Genomic DNA, 17,348 nt, shown 5'->3' with positions numbered 1-17,348 from the left:
GTGATGACCGAGCTGTACGTCGGGCGCGGCACCTCCGCGAACGCGCAGTACGCCGTCGACATCGACCCCAAGCGGGCCGGCTGGACCCACAGCAGCCTGCGCATCGTCGAGTTGCCGCCCGGCGGTACGCATATGTTCACCACCGGTGACAGCGAGTGGATCATACTGCCGCTCAACGGCGGCTGTACGGTGCAAGTAGAGGACGGCACGGCGCACGACGAGTTCCAACTCCTGGGCAGGGAAAGCGTGTTCGCGTCGGTCACCGACTTCGCGTACGCACCCCGCGACGCCCGGGTACAGATCGCCTCCGGCGCGGGAGGCCGCTTCGCCCTGGCAGGAGCGAAGTGCGGGCGACGACTCCCCGCTCGCTACGGCCCCGCGCCGGAGGTCCCGGTCGAAGAACGCGGCAGCGGCAACCGGTTGCGGCACGTCCGCAACTTCGCCTCCGCCGACGCCTTCGACTGCGACAAGCTGATCGCCGTCGAGGTCATCACGCCCGGCGGCAACTGGTCCTCGTACCCGCCGCACAAGCACGACGAGCAAGTACCAGGCGTGGAAGCCGAGTTGGAGGAGATCTACTACTTCGAGATCGACGGCCCGAACGGTTTCGGCTATCAGCGCGTATCCCCTTCCCGTGAGGGCGGATCCGACGTCCTCGCGGAGGTCCGCTCCGGCGACGCCGTCCTCGTACCCGACGGATGGCACGGCCCGTCCATCGCCCAGCCCGGTCACGACATGTACTACCTCAACGTCATGGCGGGGCCGGGTGGGACGAGGGAGTGGCGGATCTGCTTCCACCCGGACCATACGGAGGGATACCGATGACGGTGCAGACCTCGACGACGAGGCTCACGGTCGCGCAGGCGCTCGTACGCTTCCTGGCCGCCCAGTACACCGAACGGGACGGCGTCCGCCGCCGGTTGATCGAGTCGACCTGGGGCATCTTCGGCCACGGGAACGTCGCCGGCCTCGGCCAGGCGCTCATCGAGTACGGCGCCGACATGCCGTTCCACCAGGGCCGCAACGAACAGTCCATGGTGCACGCGGCAGTCGGCTACGCGCGTCAGTCCAACCGCCTCTCCACGCACGCCGTGACGACGTCGATCGGCCCCGGCGCGACCAACCTGGTCACCGGCGCCGCGCTCGCCACGATCAACCACCTCCCGGTCCTGCTCCTCCCCGGCGACACCTTCGCGACCCGCCCGGCGGACCCGGTCCTCCAGCAGCTCGAAGTCCCGTACGCCGGTGACGTGTCGGTCAATGACTGCCTTCGCCCGGTGTCGCGCTACTTCGACCGAGTGACGCGCCCCGAAGCGCTGATCCCGGCCGCGCTGCAGGCAATGCGCGTACTGACGGACCCCGTCGAGACAGGTGCCGTAACTCTCGCTCTCCCGCAGGACGTTCAGGCCGAGGCGTACGACTGGCCGGACGAGTTCTTCGCCGACCGCGTGTGGCACGTACGCCGTCCGGCCGCCGACCCCGACGAACTGACGGAGGCGGTACGGCAGATCCGTACCGCCCGCCGTCCCCTGATCGTCGCGGGCGGCGGGGTCCACCACAGCCGCGCGGAGGAGGCGCTGGCGGAGTTCGCCGCGGCGACCCGTATCCCCGTCGCCTCCACCCAGGCAGGCAAGGGCTCCCTCCACTACCTCCACCCCCAGGACGTGGGCGGCATCGGCCACACGGGCACGGCGACGGCGGACGAACTCGCGCGCCTGGCAGACCTGGTGATAGGCGTGGGCACCCGCTACACGGACTTCACCACGGCCTCGAACACCCTGTTTGCGGCGCCGGACGTCCGCTTCCTGAACCTCAACATCGCCCCGTACGACGGCCACAAGCTGTCCGCCACCCCGCTGATCGCGGACGCCCGCAGCGGTCTGCAACAGCTGACGGAGGCGCTGGCGCTGCACGAGCACCGGGTAGCGGACGGGTACGTGAGCGAGTACACGGAGGACAAGGACCGCTGGGAACAGCGAGTCGACGCCGCCTACGAGGCCGACGAACCGGACGTACGACCGACGCAGTCGCAGGTGCTGGGCGCTCTGGACGAGATCGCCGACGAGTCGGACGTGATCATCAACGCGGCCGGCTCACTCCCCGGTGACCTGCACAAACTCTGGCGCGCCCGGTCGCGGGACCAGTACCACCTGGAATACGGCTACTCCTGCATGGGGTACGAGATTCCGGCCGCGATCGGTGTGAAGCTGGCGGCGCCCGAGCGTTCCGTATGGGCGCTGGTGGGCGACGGCACGTACCTGATGATGCCGACGGAGATCGTGACGGCCGTACAGGAGGGGATCGCGATCAAGCTCCTCCTGATCCAGAACCACGGCTACGCGTCCATCGGCGGACTGTCGGAGTCGGTGGGCGGCGAGCGCTTCGGCACCGCCTACCGCTACCAGTCGGACGACGGTACGTACACGGGTGCTCCGCTGCCCGTGGACCTGGCCGCCAACGTGGCGAGCCTGGGCATGCGCGTCCTACGCGCGAAGACGGTACGGGAGCTGCGGGCGGCGCTCGCCGAGGCCCGTGCCGCCGACACTCCCACTTGTGTCTACGTCGAGACGGAAACGGCAGACACAGTGTCGGGCCCGCCTCCGGCGCAGGCCTGGTGGGATGTTCCTGTGGCCGAGACCGCGACCCGCCCGTCGGCGGTCAAGGCACGTGAGCTGTACGAACGGCACGTCTCTACCCGACGCCGCCATCTGTGAAGGAGAACCTGGGCATGACGAAGATCGTCAACCACTGGATCGGCGGCAAGACCGTCGAGGGCGCGTCGGGCACGTACGGGCCGGTCACCGACCCCGCGACCGGCGCGGTCACCACGAACGTAGCCTTCGCGACCGTCGACGAGGTCGACGCCGCGGTAGCTGCGGCCAAGGACGCGTACGCGACGTGGGGCAAGTCGTCCCTCGCGAAGAGGAGCACCATCCTCTTCAAGTTCCGCGCGCTGCTGGACGCGAACCGCGACGCGATCGCCGAGCTGATCACGGCGGAGCACGGCAAGGTGCACAGCGACGCGCTGGGCGAGGTCGCGCGCGGCCTGGAGATCGTCGAGTTGGCCTGCGGTATCACCGTCCAGCTGAAGGGCGAGCTGTCGACGGAGGTGGCGAGCCGCGTAGACGTCTCGTCGATCCGCCAGCCCCTCGGCGTCGTCGCGGGCATCACGCCGTTCAACTTCCCGGCGATGGTCCCGATGTGGATGTTCCCGCTGGCCATCGCGTGCGGCAACACCTTCGTCCTGAAGCCGTCGGAGAAGGACCCGTCGGCGGCGATGAAGCTGGCCGAACTGCTGGCCGAGGCGGGCCTGCCGGACGGCGTCTTCAACGTCGTCCACGGCGACAAGGTGGCGGTGGACCGCCTCCTGGAGCACCCCGACGTCAAGGCGGTCTCCTTCGTCGGCTCCACTCCCATCGCCCGCTACATCCACACCACGGCCTCGGCGAACGGCAAGCGCGTCCAGGCCCTGGGCGGAGCCAAGAACCACATGCTGGTCCTGCCCGACGCGGACCTGGACGCGGCGGCAGACGCCGCCGTCTCGGCCGCCTACGGCTCGGCGGGCGAGCGCTGCATGGCGATCTCGGCGGTGGTGGCGGTAGGCGCGATCGGCGACGAGCTGGTCGAGAAGATCCGCGAGCGCGCCGAGAAGATCAAGATCGGCCCCGGCAACGACCCGACGTCGGAGATGGGCCCGCTCATCACGAAGGTCCACCGCGACAAGGTGGCGTCGTACGTCACCGGCGCGGCTGCGGAAGGCTCCGAGGTCGTCCTGGACGGCTCCGGCTTCACGGTCGAGGGCTTCGAGGACGGCCACTGGATCGGCATCTCCCTCCTCGACAAGGTCCCGACGACGGCGAAGGCCTACCAGGACGAGATCTTCGGCCCGGTACTGACGGTCCTGCGCGTGGACACGTACGAGGAGGGCCTGGCGCTGATCAACGCCTCCCCCTTCGGCAACGGCACCGCGATCTTCACCCGGGACGGCGGCGCGGCCCGCCGCTTCCAACTGGAGGTCGAGGCCGGCATGGTCGGCGTCAACGTCCCGATCCCGGTCCCGGTGGGCTACCACTCCTTCGGCGGCTGGAAGGACTCGTTGTTCGGCGACCACCACATCTACGGCAACGACGGCACCCACTTCTACACCCGGGGCAAGGTGGTCACGACCCGCTGGCCCGACCCGGCGGACGGCCCGTCGGGCGTGGACCTGGGCTTCCCGCGCAACCACTGAGCAAGTCCCCGCTGTACGCCGGTGCCCCGTCTCCCTCCGGAGGCGGGGCACCGGCGTACACGCACGTCATCAGCCCTGCTGCCCGAACTCCCAGCTCACCACCGCGCACACCCCGTCGTCCTTCCCGCCCGCACTCCTGTACGTGGCAAGGGCGACCTCGTTGTCCGTGTCGACCAGGACCCACATCCCGTAGCAGCCGAGTTCGCGGCCCAGGCCGGCCAGTCGCCGGACCAGGGTCTGGCCGATCCCCCTGCGCCGGTACGGCTCGGCCACGCCCAGTTCGTACAGCAGCATCTCCGTGCCCTTGTCCGGGTGGATCGTCTCGATGCCGCTCACAAAGCCGACGGGGGCGGTTTCGGCCAGTTCGTAGGCCAGATACAGGTGATGGCCTGCGGACGTCAGGAAGCGTTCCGCCCACTCCGTGCGGACCGGGTGGTCGAAGAGGTGTTCGGCGGCGGCCACCTCGGCGACCGTCTGAGCGCGGCGAATCTCCACAGACCCAGTTTTCATGGGCCTGTTCGTACCACGGTTGGTGTACGCCGTCGCGTGCCGTACGCCCGCAGGATGGCGGGAGGTTCCGACCGGCGGTGGCCGTGGATGTCAGTGGCGGCCCGTACCGTTGACGCATGGATCTTCGAATGCCCGGACTGCGAGGAGCGCGGCCCCGGCGGCCACGACGGCTGATCGCCGTCGCGGCCGCCGCCGTCGTCCTGCTCGCCGGTGCCGGTACGTGGACGGCCGTCGCCTCCGACGACGCGCCCGCGGTGCACCGCGCCGACCGGGTCATGGACGTCGGCGGCGGGGTGCGCATCGACACGTCGTACTTCACGGCGGGGTCGAGCAAGGACCGCCGCCCCGCCGTCCTGCTCGCGCACGGTTTCGGCGGCAGCAAGGACGACCTGCGCGACCAGGCCCAGGACCTCGCCCGCGACGGGTACGCGGTACTGACCTGGTCCGCGCGTGGCTTCGGCAGAAGCACCGGCAAGATCGGGCTGAACGACCCGAAGGCCGAGGTCGCCGACGTCTCGAAGCTCATCGACTGGCTGGCCGCGCGGCCGGAGGTCCAGCTCGACAAGAAGGGCGACCCGCGCGTAGGCATGGCCGGCGGGTCCTACGGCGGCGCGATCTCCCTCCTCGCCGCCGGGTACGACCAGCGGGTCGACGCCATCGCGCCCGCGATCACCTACTGGAACCTCTCGGACGCCCTCTTCCCGAACGGCGTCTTCAAGAAGCTGTGGGCCGGCATCTTCTTCAACACCGGCGGCGGCTGCGCCAAGTTCGAGACGCAGCTCTGCGAGATGTACCAGCGGGTCGCCGAGTCCGGGCAGCCCGACGCCGCAGCGGTGAAGCTCCTCGACGAACGCAGCCCCGAAGCCGTCGGCGACCGCATCAAGGTGCCCACGCTGCTGATCCAGGGCCAGACCGACTCCCTCTTCCCGCTCGGCCAGGCCGACGCCGCCGCCAAGGCGATCAAGGCCAACGGCGCACCCGTGGACGTCGACTGGATCTCCGGCGGCCACGACGGCGGCGACATGGAGACCTCCCGCGTCCAGTCCCGGGTCGAGTCCTGGTTCGACCGGTACCTCAAGGACGACAAGGGCGCCGACACCGGCTCCGCGTTCCGCGTCACCCGCACCCTCGGCTCCGGCTCCGGTGACGGCGAGACCCGCCTCGCCGGTACGACGGACGACACCTATCCGGGCCTGGAGAGCGCCCCGAAGTCGATCGCCCTCACCGGCCGCGAGCAGGCCTTCGAGAACCCGGCCGGCGCCAGCCCGCCCGCCGTGTCGGCCCTGCCCGGCCTCGGCGCCGCCGGCGGCGGCCTCTCCCAGCTGTCCTCGCTCGGCGTCAGCATCTCCCTCGACTTCCCCGGCCAGTACGCCGCGTTCGAGTCGAAGCCCGTCACGGACGACCTCCAGATCACCGGCTCGCCCACGGCCACGCTCCATGTGAAGTCGACCAGCGACGACGCCGTCCTCTTCGCCAAGGTGTACGACGTGGGCGCGGACGGTCGCTCCCAGGTGCTGCCCTCCCAGCTCGTCGAGCCCATCCGGGTCGAGGGCGCCAAGGCCGGCAAGGACGTGAAGCTCACCCTCCCGGCCATCGACCACGAACTGGACGACGGCCACCGCCTCCGCCTGGTCCTCGCCTCCACCGACCTCGGCTACGCCTCCCCGCTGACCCCGGCGACGTACACCGTCTCCCTGAAGGGCGACCTGGAGGTGCCCACGCCGCTCGGCCGGGCCGACCGTACGGACGTCCTGCCCGCCTGGGTCTGGTACCTGCCGATCGCCGGCGCCCTGATCGCCGCGCTCCTGCTGGTCACCGGCCGCCGCCGGATCGTCACCCCGGCCCCCGACCCCGCGCTCGCCGAGGTCCCGCTCCAGATCACCGACCTGAGCAAGAAGTACAAGAACGGCGACCGCTACAGCGTCCGCGATCTCACCTTCACCGTGGAGAAGGGCCAGGTCCTGGGCCTGCTCGGGCCGAACGGCGCGGGCAAGACCACGACCCTGCGCATGCTGATGGGCCTGATCCAGCCGGACGGCGGCCAGATCCGCGTCTTCGGCCACGCGATCGTGCCGGGCGCCCCGGTGCTCTCCCGCGTCGGCGCCTTCGTCGAGGGCGCGGGCTTCCTCCCGCACCTGTCCGGCCGGGAGAACCTGGAGCTGTACTGGGCGGCCACCGGCCGCCCGACCGAGGACGCCCACCTGGACGAGGCCCTGGAGATCGCCGGCCTCGGCGACGCCCTGGCCCGCGCGGTCCGCACCTACTCCCAGGGCATGCGCCAGCGCCTCGCCATCGCCCAGGCCATGCTCGGCCTGCCCGACCTCCTCATCCTCGACGAACCGACCAACGGCCTCGACCCGCCGCAGATCCGCGAGATGCGCGAGGTGATGATCCGGTACGCGGAGGCGGGCCGTACGGTCATCGTCTCCAGCCACCTCCTCGCGGAGGTCGAACAGACCTGCACGCACCTGGTCGTCATGGACCACGGCAAGCTCGTCCAGGCGGGCCCCGTCAGCGAGATCGTCGGCTCCGGCGACACGCTGCTGGTCGGCACGTCCGAGCCCGTGGACGAGCCCCTCGTCGAGAAGATCGCCGCCCTGCCCGGCGTCGACTCGGCCGTACGCGCCGACGGCGGCCTGGTGGTCCGCCTCGACACGGACGGCAACGCCCGCAGGCTGGTCGCCGAACTCGTCCGGCTGGAGGTCCCCGTGGAGTCGGTCGGCCCGCACCGCCGCCTCGAAGACGCCTTCCTCACCCTGATCGGAGAGTCCGCATGAGCACGCTGGCCGAGCGTGCCGAGCACGCAGAACCCGCACAGCCCGTAGACCCCGCGGAACCGGTGGAGGTCGCCGACGGCTACCGCGCGGGCCGCACCCTGCCCCTCCGGGTCGAGCTGGTCCGGCAGTTGAAGCGCCGCCGCACGATGGTCATGGGCGGCATCCTGTTCGCCCTGCCCCTCGTGCTGCTGATCGCCTTCCAGGTCGGCGGCACGCCCGGCGAGGGCAGCAACCGGGTGAACCTGATGGACACGGCCACCGCGTCCGGCGCGAACTTCGCCGCGGTGAACCTGTTCGCCGCGGCGGGCTTCCTGCTCGTCATCCCCGTCGCGCTGTTCTGCGGCGACACGGTCGCCTCGGAGGCCAGCTGGTCCTCCCTGCGCTACCTCCTCGCCGCTCCCGTGCCGCGCGCCCGGCTGCTGTGGTCCAAGCTCGCCGTCGGACTCAGCCTCAGCCTGGCGGCGCTCGTGCTGCTGCCGGTCGTCGCACTCGTCGTCGGCTCACTGGCGTACGGCTGGGGCCCGCTGGAGCTGCCCACCGGCGGTGAGATCGGGCAGGGCGACGCCGCGCAGGCCCTGCTGATCACCGTCGCGTACATCTTCGTGTCCCAACTGGTCACCGCTGGACTGGCGTTCTGGCTCTCCACGAGGACCGACGCCCCGCTCGGCGCGGTCGGCGGCGCGGTCGGCCTCACCATCGTCGGCAACGTCCTGGACTCGGTGACCGCCCTCGGCGACTGGCGCGACTTCCTGCCCGCGCACTGGCAGTACGCCTGGCTGGACGTCGTCCAACCGAAGCCCGACTACACCGACATGATCCAGGGCGTCTCCATCTCGGTAACGTACGCCTTGGTCCTGTTCGCCCTGGCCTTCCGGGGTTTCGCCCGCAAGGACGTCGTCTCCTAGGTCACCGGAGGATCACCTACCGGTCTCGGCGGCCGCCTCTCGTGGCCACTTCGAGATCCATCCGCAACGCCCCGTACCGCACATTCCGGCCCCCTCCGCCGTCACAGTCACAGAAGTTGACGTCGGCCGACGTCAACCGACGGAGGGGGCACGGCAGATGGAGCGGAACCGAACACGGAAACTGCGTAGTGCGCTGATCGCGCTGACGGCCGCGAGCGGTCTGCTGCTCACCGGCTGCAGCGGGGGTGTCGGCGAGAGCAGCAGCGACAGCGGCCAGAGCGGCAAACAGGACTCCGGCGGCGGCTCGGGGGGCTACGCGCCCTCCGTGCCCGACGGCTCCGGCGAACTGCAGGACGGCGACGGGAGCGCACGCGAAGGCACCACGGAAGGGGAGACGGAGGGCGAGACGGACGGCGAGTTCGCCCCGTCCCCCGACTACCTCTCCACCTTCGCCCTCGACGTCGACACCGCCTCGTACGGCTACGCGCGCCGCACCCTCGCCGACGGCCGGCTGCCCGACCCGTCGACGGTCCGGCCGGAGGAGTTCGTCAACAGCTTCCGGCAGGACTACGAACGCCCCGACGGCAACGGCTTCTCGGTCACCGTCGACGGCGCCCGCACCGACCGCGAGGACTGGTCGCTGGTCCGCGTGGGCCTGGCCACCCGCACCGCCGAGGACGAAGGCGAACGCCCGCCCGCCGCCCTCACGTTCGTCATCGACATCTCCGGCTCGATGGCCGAGCCCGGCCGCCTCGACCTCGCCAAGGACTCCCTCGGCGTGATGACGGACCGACTGCGCGACGACGACTCCGTCGCGATCGTCACCTTCAGCGACGAGGCCGAGACGGTCCTGCCGATGACCCGCCTCGACGAAAACCGGGACCAAGTCCACGACGCGATCAACGACTTGGAGCCCACTGAGTCGACCAACCTCGGCGCAGGCGTGCGCACGGGTTACGCCACAGCGGTGAAGGGCCTCCGAGAGAACGCCACCAACCGGGTCGTCCTGGTCTCGGACGCACTGGCCAACACAGGCGACACGGACGCCGACTCGATCCTCGACCGCATCTCCGACGCCCGCCGCGAACACGGCATCACCCTCTTCGGCGTGGGCGTCGGCAGCGACTACGGCGACGCCCTGATGGAACAGCTCGCCGACAAGGGCGACGGCCACACCACCTACGTCTCGAACGAGACCGACGCCCGCAAGGTGTTCTGCGAGCAGCTCCCGCGCAACATCGACCTCACGGCCCGAGACGCCAAGGCCCAGGTCGCCTTCGACCCGGAGACCGTCGCCGAGTTCCGGCTGATCGGCTACGACAACCGCCGCGTCGCCGACGACGACTTCCGCGACGACAGCGTGGACGGGGGCGAGGTGGGCCCCGGCCACACGGTCACCGCGTTGTACGCCGTCCGCACCAAGCAGTCCGCCTCGGGCCACCTCGCCACGGCAACGGTCCGCTGGCAGGACCCCGAAACCCGCGAACCCCACGAGGAATCGGGCCAGTTGGAGTCGAACACGCTGAACGAGGAACTCTGGGACGCCCCGTCCCGCTTCCAGGTGACAGCGGTGGCCGCGTACTTCGCCGACGCCCTACGCAGGGGCGACGACCGCTGGACCACCCTCCCCGCAGCCCCGACCCTGGGCGAACTGGCGGAGAGGGCCCACGACTTGGCAAACACGACAGAGGACAAGGCGGTACACCAACTGGCCGAGGCAATAGACCAGGCGAGGCAATACAAGGACTAGGTGGCGCGAAGCGCCCCTTTTAGGGGCGCGGGGAACTGCGCGACCAGCCCCCACCTGCCGGCAGCCAAAGAACCCCCCGCCCATCCATGCCACGCACGCTAGCCACACACAGACGGAACAGCCCGCCCAAGCCCCACCAAATGCAACCCATCCAACCCGTACCCCCGCGCGGAGCGCCCCGCAGCAACCACAAGCCGCACCTCACACCCACCCCCCGACGACCGAACCCCCTCCGTCTCCGCCAACGCCCCGAGCAACTCCGAAGTGATCCGATCCAGCACAGGCCGAACCTCCGTGACCAGATCAGGCCGCTCGACAGGCCGCAGCTCAGGATGCGCGTCCCAACGCGCGTACAACCCCCGCTGAACCACCTTGTTCGCCTCGATCTGATCCCGGAACACGGCAGCGACCGCCGCCGGATCGAGCCCGAGCCCCACGGCCCGCGACGACACGTCGTCGAGGATCTGCTGCTCCCGCACCGGATCGTCGATCGGCTTGTCGGTGCCGTACTTGGCGGCGGCGACCTTGTCGGCGACCAGCAGCCGCTCGGCGAACAGGTCGGTCAGCGGGGCAAGGGAGAGTACGGGGGAGGAGGCAACGGCAGTTGCCTGTACCGGAGTCGAGGTCTGAGCGACGGCAGGCACCGCACCGCACACGCCGAAGACCGCCGACGCGCATACAGCGACAAGAACGGAACGCATGGGATTCCTTTCAGTGGGGGGTGACAACAAAATATCTGTTCCTGCGCAACCCATTGAACTTCCGCTACGCCCAAGTAACTTGACTCGAACTCAGGAGGACCAAGACCACCACCGGGAGTCGGCGACATGGGCGTACGCAAGGACCTGAAGCAGGCGAAGCGCCGCACCGATCTGGCGGCCCGCCACCGGATCGAGCTGGTCCGCGACGAGCGGACCGGCACCGTCCGCGAGGCGAGTGCCGCCCCGATGGTGGCAGCCCCCACCACGGGCAGCACCGCCGACCTGCCCTACACGAATGCCGCCGAGGCCCCCGACGCGGTGATCCTGCGCCGCCGAGCGGACGACGGCACCTGGAGTCCGGTCACAGCCGCCGCCTTCGCCGCCGAAGTCACCGCCGCCGCAAAGGGGTTGATCGCGGCGGGCCTCGAACAGGGCGGCCGGGTCGCGGTGATGTCCCGTACCCGCTACGAGTGGACGGTCCTGGACTTCGCGATCTGGGCGGCCGGCGGCCAGACCGTCCCTGTCTACGCCACCTCGTCCGCAGCCCAAGTCGACTGGATCGTAAGGGACTCGGGGGCCCGCCTGGTGGTGACGGAAACGCCGGACAACACGGCCACCGTCACCACCGGCACGGCCGACCACCCCGAACCCCCGCGCGTCCTCACCCTGGACGAGGGCGCGATGGCCCAACTCACCGCTCTGGGCCGGGACTTGCCGGACGAGGAGGTCACCAAGCGGCGCGCCGCCCTGACCCCCGACACCACCGCCACCATCTGCTACACCTCCGGCACCACCGGCCGGCCGAAGGGCTGCGTCCTCACCCACGCCAACCTGCACAACGAGGCCGCGAACGTCGTCGAGCTGCTGCACCCGATCTTCAAGGAGGTCACCGGCCAGACCGCGTCCACCCTCCTCTTCCTCCCCCTCGCCCACATCATGGGCCGGGCCCTTCAGATCGGCTGTCTGATGGCCCGTATCGAGATCGGCCACTTCCCGAGCATCAAGCCCGACGAACTCCGCCCGGTACTGCGGGAGTTCAGACCGACCTTCCTGGTCGGCGTCCCGTACCTCTTCGAGCGCATCCACGCCACCGGCCGCGCGACCGCCGAGAAGATGGGCCGCGCCGCCTCCTTCGACCGCGCCCACCGCATCGGCGTCCGCTTCGCCGAGGCGTACCTGGAGAAGTTCCTCGCGGCAGCCGGCAGAGCCGCCAAGGGCCCCGGACCGTCCCTCTACGCGGCCTGGGCCCTGTACGACCTGCTCGTGTACCGCCGTATCCGCAAGGAGCTGGGCGGACGCATGCGGTACGCCATCAGCGGCGGCTCCCCACTCGACCGCGACCTCAGCCTCTTCTTCTACGCCGCCGGAATCATCGTCTACGAGGGCTACGGCCTGACCGAGACGACTTCCGCCGCGACCCTCGTCCCGCCCCTGGCCCCCCGTCCCGGCACGGTCGGCCTCCCCGTCCCCGGCACCGCCGTCCGGATCGCCGACGACGGCGAGGTCCTCGTCAAGGGCGGGGTCGTCTTCGGCGCCTACTGGAACAACCCGGCGGCGACGGAAGCGGTATTGAGCGGCGACGACTGGTTCGCGACCGGCGACCTCGGCGCCCTCGACGACGACGGCTACCTCACCATCACCGGCCGCAAGAAGGACATCATCGTCACCTCCGGCGGCAAGAACGTCGCCCCGTCCGTCCTGGAGGACCGGCTGCGCAGCCGCGCCCCGGTCGGCCAGTGCATGGTCGTCGGCGACAACCGCCCCTTCGTCGCCGCCCTGATCACCCTCGCCCCCGACTCCGTCGCCCACTGGCTCGCCGTACGGGGGATGCCCGCCGACACTCCGATGTCCGAGGTGATCCAGGACCCCCGGATGCGCGCCGATGTCCAGCGGGCCGTGGACCACGCCAACGCGGCGGTCTCCCGGGCCGAGTCGATCCGCGCCTTCACCCTGGTCGAGGGCGAGTTCACCGAGGACAACGGCCAGCTGACCCCGTCCCTCAAGGTCAAACGGCACGCGGTACGGGAGGCGTACGCGGCCGAGATCGAGGCGCTGTACAGCAAGTGACGCACGTAGCCCCGTAGAACGCCGAACGGCGGGTCACCGGAGCTCCGGTGACCCGCCGCCGCAACCGAGCGGGGAGGCTCAGCTGTTGCCGGCGCCGTTGCCGGACAGCACGGGGATGTCGCTGAGGATGTGCGACAGGGGCTCGTCGCCCTTGGCCTGCGTCGAGTTCTCGACACACTGCTGGTTCTGCGGGGACGACAGAACGTTGATGTCCTGGACGGCGATCGGCACCGCGCCGAGGACGGAACCGGCGTTGATCTTCGCCGGGAGGCCGATGCACGGCTTGTTCAGCGATCCCTGGACCAGCGAGAGCTGCGGGCTCATGTCACCGAACGTGGCCGAGTTGCCGAACTCCTGCTCGGCGCCGTTGCCGCTGATGGACGTAGTGCCACCGTCGTTGGCGATCGCCAGGGCCTGGGGTGCTGCCGTGGCCGAGAGACCGGCGACGGAGGCGGCGAGGGCCGCGGTTGCCCACAGCTTCTTCATGTTCATTCCCTTCGAAAAGCGGACTCCGGTGAGGAGCTGCGTGATCGTCAACGGCCGAGCCCCGGCCGGGGTTGCGGTGATTGCCCCGATTGGCCCAGCGATTGAGGTGTACGAGTCGAGATTCAGGGGCACGCCAGCCGGTTTCCGCGCACCGGTACGTCCTTCCCGAACACCGGTGGATCGTCGGGCCGCGGATCCGTGCCCTCCGCGATCAGCGGCCGGTCCTCGCGCACCTTGGCGAACATCGCCTTCGCCCTCGTGTCGTGCCAGCGCAGCGTCGAACCGATGCCGTCCATCGGCGGGTTGAACCCGGCGACCGGCACGGTGGCGAACTCGGTCCGCGTGGCAGGCACCTTGCTCAGTACTGATGCGAGCGTGACGAGCGCCTTCGCGCCGTCCTTCCCGAAACCCTGCTCGACCTTGGCAGGGCCGAGCAGCGTCCGGGCGACCCGGCCCATGAGGACAGGGTCGGTCAGCACCTTCCGGGCGGTCAGTTGCTCCAGCGCCGCGACCAGGAACCGCTGCTGGCGCTGGATCCGCCCCAGGTCGGCACTGCGGTCGACCTTCCGCGAGCGGACGTACTGCAAGGACTGCCCACCCTTGAGCAGATGCCGTCCCGGCGCCAGGTTCAGCTTGGTCTTGGGGTCCTTGAGCCGCCGCGCGGTGCACACCTCGACCCCGCCGACCTGGTCGACGGCGTCGATGAACCGCCGGAAGTCGAGCTGTAGGTACTGCTCGACACTCACCCCGGTCGCCGCCTCCACCGTACGTTCGACGAGGCCCGCGCCACCCTCCGCGTACGCGCCGTTGAGCTTCGCGGGATGCGCGGGGCGCTGCCGTCCGGACGGTGTGGCCCGGTACGCGGGAATCGTGGCGAAGGAGTCGCGCGGCAGACCGATCACGCTGACGCGGTCGCGCCCCGCGGACACATGGATGAGCATCATCACGTCCGCGCAGTTGCAGGGAACGCCGCCCGCGTGGAACTTGCGGCGCTCCTTCTCGGTGATGGTGCTGCGGCCGTCCGTACCCAGCAGCAGGATGTCGGTGCCCGCGGCGGGGACGGCGCCGCCCATGAGTCTCAACCGGGACTCGTGGGGAGCACCGCAGCCGATGGCGGTCGCCGCGCACAGCACCGCGACTCCACAGAGCCGGGACAGCCGGGAAAGACGGGAAAACCGGAACAAAGGGTGTCTCGTCGTCACCTGACGCAACGTAGGCCAGCGGGCCGCCGAGAATTCGACGGCCCGCTGGTGAGAACTCGAAGAGAGCCCGGACGTACGCCCGACTCAGTCGTCTCAGTTGTTGCCCACGCCGTTGCCGGACAGGATCGGGATGTCGCTGAGGATGTGCGACAGGGGCTCGTCGCCCTTGGCCTGCGTCGAGTTCTCGACACACTGCTGGTTCTGCGGAGCCGAGAGAACGTTGATGTCCTGGACGGCGATCGGCACGGCGCCGGCGATGGAACCGGCGTTGAGCTTGGCAGGCAGGCCGATGCAGGGCTTGTTGAGAGAGCCCTGGATGAGCGCCATCTGGGGGCTCATGTTTCCGTACGTGGCCGAGTTGCCGTACTTCTGGATGGCGCCGTTGCCACTGGTGGACGTCGTGCCACCGTCGTTCGCGATCGCCATCGCCGGGGTCGCCACCGCAGCGGAGGCACCGACGACGGAAGCGGCGATCGCCGCAGCAGCCATAACCTTCTTGATCACTTGCAAGTCCCTTCTGAAGAAACCCCGTCCACCGGAGCCGTTCTGATCAACTGCCCTTCGACGCGCATGGTTGCTGCCATTCACTCTGATGGCCCACAACGGCCAACCGGGTGAAGCGGCGAAACCAATCCCCGTCCATCCGGTTGAAGCGGGAGCAGGAACGTGTGTCTCTGCCAGGAAAGGAAAGCGAAATGCTGAAGAAGGCAATGGCCGCGGCGGCGGTAGCCGCATCCGTCGTCGGAGTCTCGGCGGCGACCGCCCCCCAGGCGCTTGCCACAGCGGACGACGGCGGCACCACGTCCGTCAGCGGGAACGGGGCGGTCTCGAAGTTCGGCAACTCTCTGACCAAGGGCGACATGAGCCCCCAGATGAGCCTCGCGCAGGGCACGCTGAACAAGCTCTGTGTCGGTCTGCCCGTCAAGGTCAACGCCGGTTCCATCGCCGGCGCGGTGCCGATCGCCGTCCAGGACATCCCGATCCTGTCGGCTCCGCAGAACCAGCAGTGCGCCGAGAACTCGACGCAGGCCAAGGGCGACGAGCCGCTGGCGCACGTCCTCAGTGACATTCCGGTCCTGTCCGGCAACGGCATCGCCAACAGCTGATCTGTCGCCGTCGGCTGACCGGTCGTCAACAGTCGTCCGGTCGCCCGCGGAAGCAACCCGAGCAGCCCTCGCACCAGGTGCGGGGGCTGTCCGCGTTTCCGCGCCTTCCCGGGGCCCGGATTTCTTCAGCCTTTCGTGTGGACCGTGTTTTCCGCTGTGCCGGGGCGTTCGAGTGAATTACCCGCCGGATCACGTTCCGTAGTTTCTTCGGCTGTCTATCTCTCGTTTTACAACTGCCGGTCATGGTGCGAGCCGTTCATGTGTGCTCGCTCGGTTTCGGCCGACATAGGGGCATGACCGCAGAGAAGGGAAACTTCATGAAGAAGAGCGTTGCTGTCATCGCCGGCGCGATCATGGCGCTCGGAATGGCCTCCCCGGCGTTCGCGGACGCCGAGGCCGAGGGCTTCGCCGCCCACTCCCCGGGTGTGCTTTCCGGCAACGTCGTTCAGGTTCCCGTTCACATTCCGATCAACGTGTGCGGTAACTCGATCAACGTCATCGCGCTGCTGAACCCGGCGTTCGGCAACACCTGCATCAACGACTGAGGTCGTCGCACCTGCCGTTCGGCGGTGTCTGGGCCGGTCTTGGATTGCCTCTCGGTGCCAAGGCCGGCTTTTTCTCACCTCTCCCATTAGAAGGATAATCAGAATGCGACCGACTCTGAGCAGGGGGATGGTCGTGGCGGCCGCCGCGACGAGCCTCTTGACCCTGTACGGCATTCCGGCCCTCGCAGACGTGGACACCTGCGGCGCCTCCTGCAGCAACACCGCGACTGCACACGGAGCTCCGCACGACGACCCCACGAAGACCAACGGCCACGACCAAGAGGACGAAAACGGCCACGGCCACGACGACTCGAACACCCCCGACGGCTACGGCGACACCCCACCGACGAAGCCGCCCACCCAGCCGCCGACGAAGCCTCCGACGAAGCCTCCGACGAAGCCCCCGACGAAGCCTCCGACCAAGCCGCCCACGAAGCCGCCCACGAAGCCCCCGACGAAGCCGCCCACGAAGCCTCCGACGAAGCCTCCGACGAAGCCTCCGACCAAGCCGCCCACGAAGCCGCCCACGAAGCCCCCGACGAAGCCCCCCACGAAGCCCCCCACGAAGCCCCCGACGAAGCCTCCGACGAAGCCTCCGACGAAGCCTCCGACGAAGCCGCCCACGAAGCCGCCCACCAAGCCGCCCACCAAGCCGCCGACGAAGCCTCCGACCAAGCCCCCCACACACCCGCCGACGACAACAACACCCCCCATCACCACCCCGCCGACGAAGCCGCCCCACCTGCCGCCGACCGGCAGTCGGGAGGAGCTGCTCGCGGCCTCGGCGGTCAGTGTCGCGATGATCGCGGGTGGATTCGTCCTGTACAGACGAGGCCGACGCGGCGGCCCCGGCGCCCACGAGTGAGACACGGCTAGGCCCCCGGCAACCTGAACGAGCCCCGCGCGCCCCGAAAGGGGGCGCGGGGCTCGTTCAGGGGCGCGGGGAACTGCGCGACCAGCCCCCACCGGGCCCGCAGCAAACCACCGCGCCCGCCAGCGGAGCGCCGCGCCCCCACCGGGCCCGCAGCAAACCACCCCGCCCACCAGCGGAGCGCCGCGCCCGCAGCA

At 69.8% G+C, this 17,348-nt stretch carries 15 protein-coding genes; 9 read left to right on the top strand and 6 right to left on the bottom strand.

The window, feature by feature from the left end; genetic code table 11:
* The first annotated feature begins 3 nt into the window (after positions 1-3).
* From iolB to mmsA, 3 genes are read left to right on the top strand one after another with little or no spacing between them, the layout of a single operon-like run.
* A complete protein-coding gene (gene iolB / locus ACFYXF_RS28670; protein ID WP_389353676.1) occupies positions 4-825 on the top strand; it encodes a 5-deoxy-glucuronate isomerase in 822 nt (273 codons plus the stop codon).
* Positions 822-2,714 carry a 3D-(3,5/4)-trihydroxycyclohexane-1,2-dione acylhydrolase (decyclizing) gene (iolD, locus tag ACFYXF_RS28665; protein WP_389353674.1) on the top strand — a complete coding sequence of 631 codons (1,893 nt, stop codon included), beginning with the start codon at positions 822-824 and terminating at the stop codon, positions 2,712-2,714. Before iolB ends, iolD begins: the two co-directional genes overlap by 4 nt.
* 14 nt (positions 2,715-2,728) lie before the next feature.
* A complete protein-coding gene (gene mmsA / locus ACFYXF_RS28660; RefSeq protein ID WP_389353672.1) occupies positions 2,729-4,231 on the top strand; it encodes a CoA-acylating methylmalonate-semialdehyde dehydrogenase in 1,503 nt (500 codons plus the stop codon).
* A 69-nt stretch (positions 4,232-4,300) separates the two neighbouring features.
* Here the strand turns inward: mmsA and ACFYXF_RS28655 are convergent, their stop codons facing one another.
* Positions 4,301-4,741 (bottom strand): GNAT family N-acetyltransferase, encoded by a 441-nt coding sequence (locus tag ACFYXF_RS28655; RefSeq protein ID WP_389353670.1) that lies wholly within the window; start codon positions 4,739-4,741, stop codon positions 4,301-4,303.
* 116 nt (positions 4,742-4,857) lie between these two features.
* Between ACFYXF_RS28655 and ACFYXF_RS28650 the strand changes: the two genes are divergently transcribed.
* The 3 genes from ACFYXF_RS28650 (at position 4,858) to ACFYXF_RS28640 (ending at position 10,173) form a co-directional block, all read left to right on the top strand.
* Positions 4,858-7,518, top strand: coding sequence for an alpha/beta fold hydrolase (locus ACFYXF_RS28650; protein ID WP_389353668.1), 2,661 nt, complete (start codon positions 4,858-4,860; stop codon positions 7,516-7,518).
* Positions 7,515-8,423 (top strand): ABC transporter permease, encoded by a 909-nt coding sequence (locus tag ACFYXF_RS28645; RefSeq protein ID WP_389353666.1) that lies wholly within the window; start codon positions 7,515-7,517, stop codon positions 8,421-8,423. Before ACFYXF_RS28650 ends, ACFYXF_RS28645 begins: the two co-directional genes overlap by 4 nt.
* A 157-nt stretch (positions 8,424-8,580) precedes the next feature.
* Complete coding sequence (locus ACFYXF_RS28640; RefSeq protein WP_389353664.1) at positions 8,581-10,173, top strand: von Willebrand factor type A domain-containing protein; 1,593 nt, start codon at positions 8,581-8,583, stop codon at positions 10,171-10,173.
* Positions 10,174-10,271: 98 nt separating this feature from the next.
* On the opposite strand, the gene aroQ is transcribed toward ACFYXF_RS28640, so the two are convergent.
* Positions 10,272-10,874 (bottom strand): gamma subclass chorismate mutase AroQ, encoded by a 603-nt coding sequence (aroQ, locus tag ACFYXF_RS28635; RefSeq protein ID WP_389353662.1) that lies wholly within the window; start codon positions 10,872-10,874, stop codon positions 10,272-10,274.
* 126 nt (positions 10,875-11,000) lie between these two features.
* Between aroQ and ACFYXF_RS28630 the strand changes: the two genes are divergently transcribed.
* The gene (locus ACFYXF_RS28630; protein ID WP_389353660.1) at positions 11,001-12,941 is read left to right on the top strand and encodes an AMP-dependent synthetase/ligase; all 1,941 of its coding nucleotides are present in this window, start codon (positions 11,001-11,003) and stop codon (positions 12,939-12,941) included.
* A gap of 78 nt (positions 12,942-13,019) precedes the next feature.
* On the opposite strand, the gene ACFYXF_RS28625 is transcribed toward ACFYXF_RS28630, so the two are convergent.
* The 3 genes from ACFYXF_RS28625 to ACFYXF_RS28615 form a co-directional block, all read right to left on the bottom strand.
* Complete coding sequence (locus ACFYXF_RS28625) at positions 13,020-13,427, bottom strand: rodlin (RefSeq protein WP_389353658.1); 408 nt, start codon at positions 13,425-13,427, stop codon at positions 13,020-13,022.
* A 122-nt stretch (positions 13,428-13,549) separates the two neighbouring features.
* Positions 13,550-14,629, bottom strand: coding sequence for an LCP family protein (locus tag ACFYXF_RS28620; RefSeq protein WP_389353656.1), 1,080 nt, complete (start codon positions 14,627-14,629; stop codon positions 13,550-13,552).
* A 93-nt stretch (positions 14,630-14,722) separates the two neighbouring features.
* Positions 14,723-15,133, bottom strand: coding sequence for a rodlin (locus tag ACFYXF_RS28615; RefSeq protein WP_389353654.1), 411 nt, complete (start codon positions 15,131-15,133; stop codon positions 14,723-14,725).
* Between the two features lie 191 nt (positions 15,134-15,324).
* Between ACFYXF_RS28615 and ACFYXF_RS28610 the strand changes: the two genes are divergently transcribed.
* Together ACFYXF_RS28610 and ACFYXF_RS28605 are read left to right on the top strand one after the other, a co-directional pair.
* Entirely contained in the window at positions 15,325-15,735 is a 411-nt protein-coding gene (locus ACFYXF_RS28610) for a rodlin (RefSeq protein ID WP_389353652.1), read from the top strand.
* Positions 15,736-16,028: 293 nt separating this feature from the next.
* A complete protein-coding gene (locus tag ACFYXF_RS28605; RefSeq protein WP_389353650.1) occupies positions 16,029-16,280 on the top strand; it encodes a chaplin in 252 nt (83 codons plus the stop codon).
* A gap of 327 nt (positions 16,281-16,607) precedes the next feature.
* Here ACFYXF_RS28605 and ACFYXF_RS28600 read toward each other — a convergent pair whose 3' ends face one another.
* Positions 16,608-17,150: a hypothetical protein gene (locus ACFYXF_RS28600; RefSeq protein WP_389353648.1), complete on the bottom strand. Its 543-nt coding sequence runs from the start codon at positions 17,148-17,150 to the stop codon at positions 16,608-16,610.
* Positions 17,151-17,348: the final 198 nt, after the last annotated feature.

This window comes from Streptomyces sp. NPDC002680 (assembly GCF_042889145.1).
GTDB classification, from domain to species: domain Bacteria; phylum Actinomycetota; class Actinomycetes; order Streptomycetales; family Streptomycetaceae; genus Streptomyces; species Streptomyces adonidis.
Note: the sequence above shows the minus strand (reverse complement) of the source record. Positions and strands in the feature narration are given on the sequence as shown.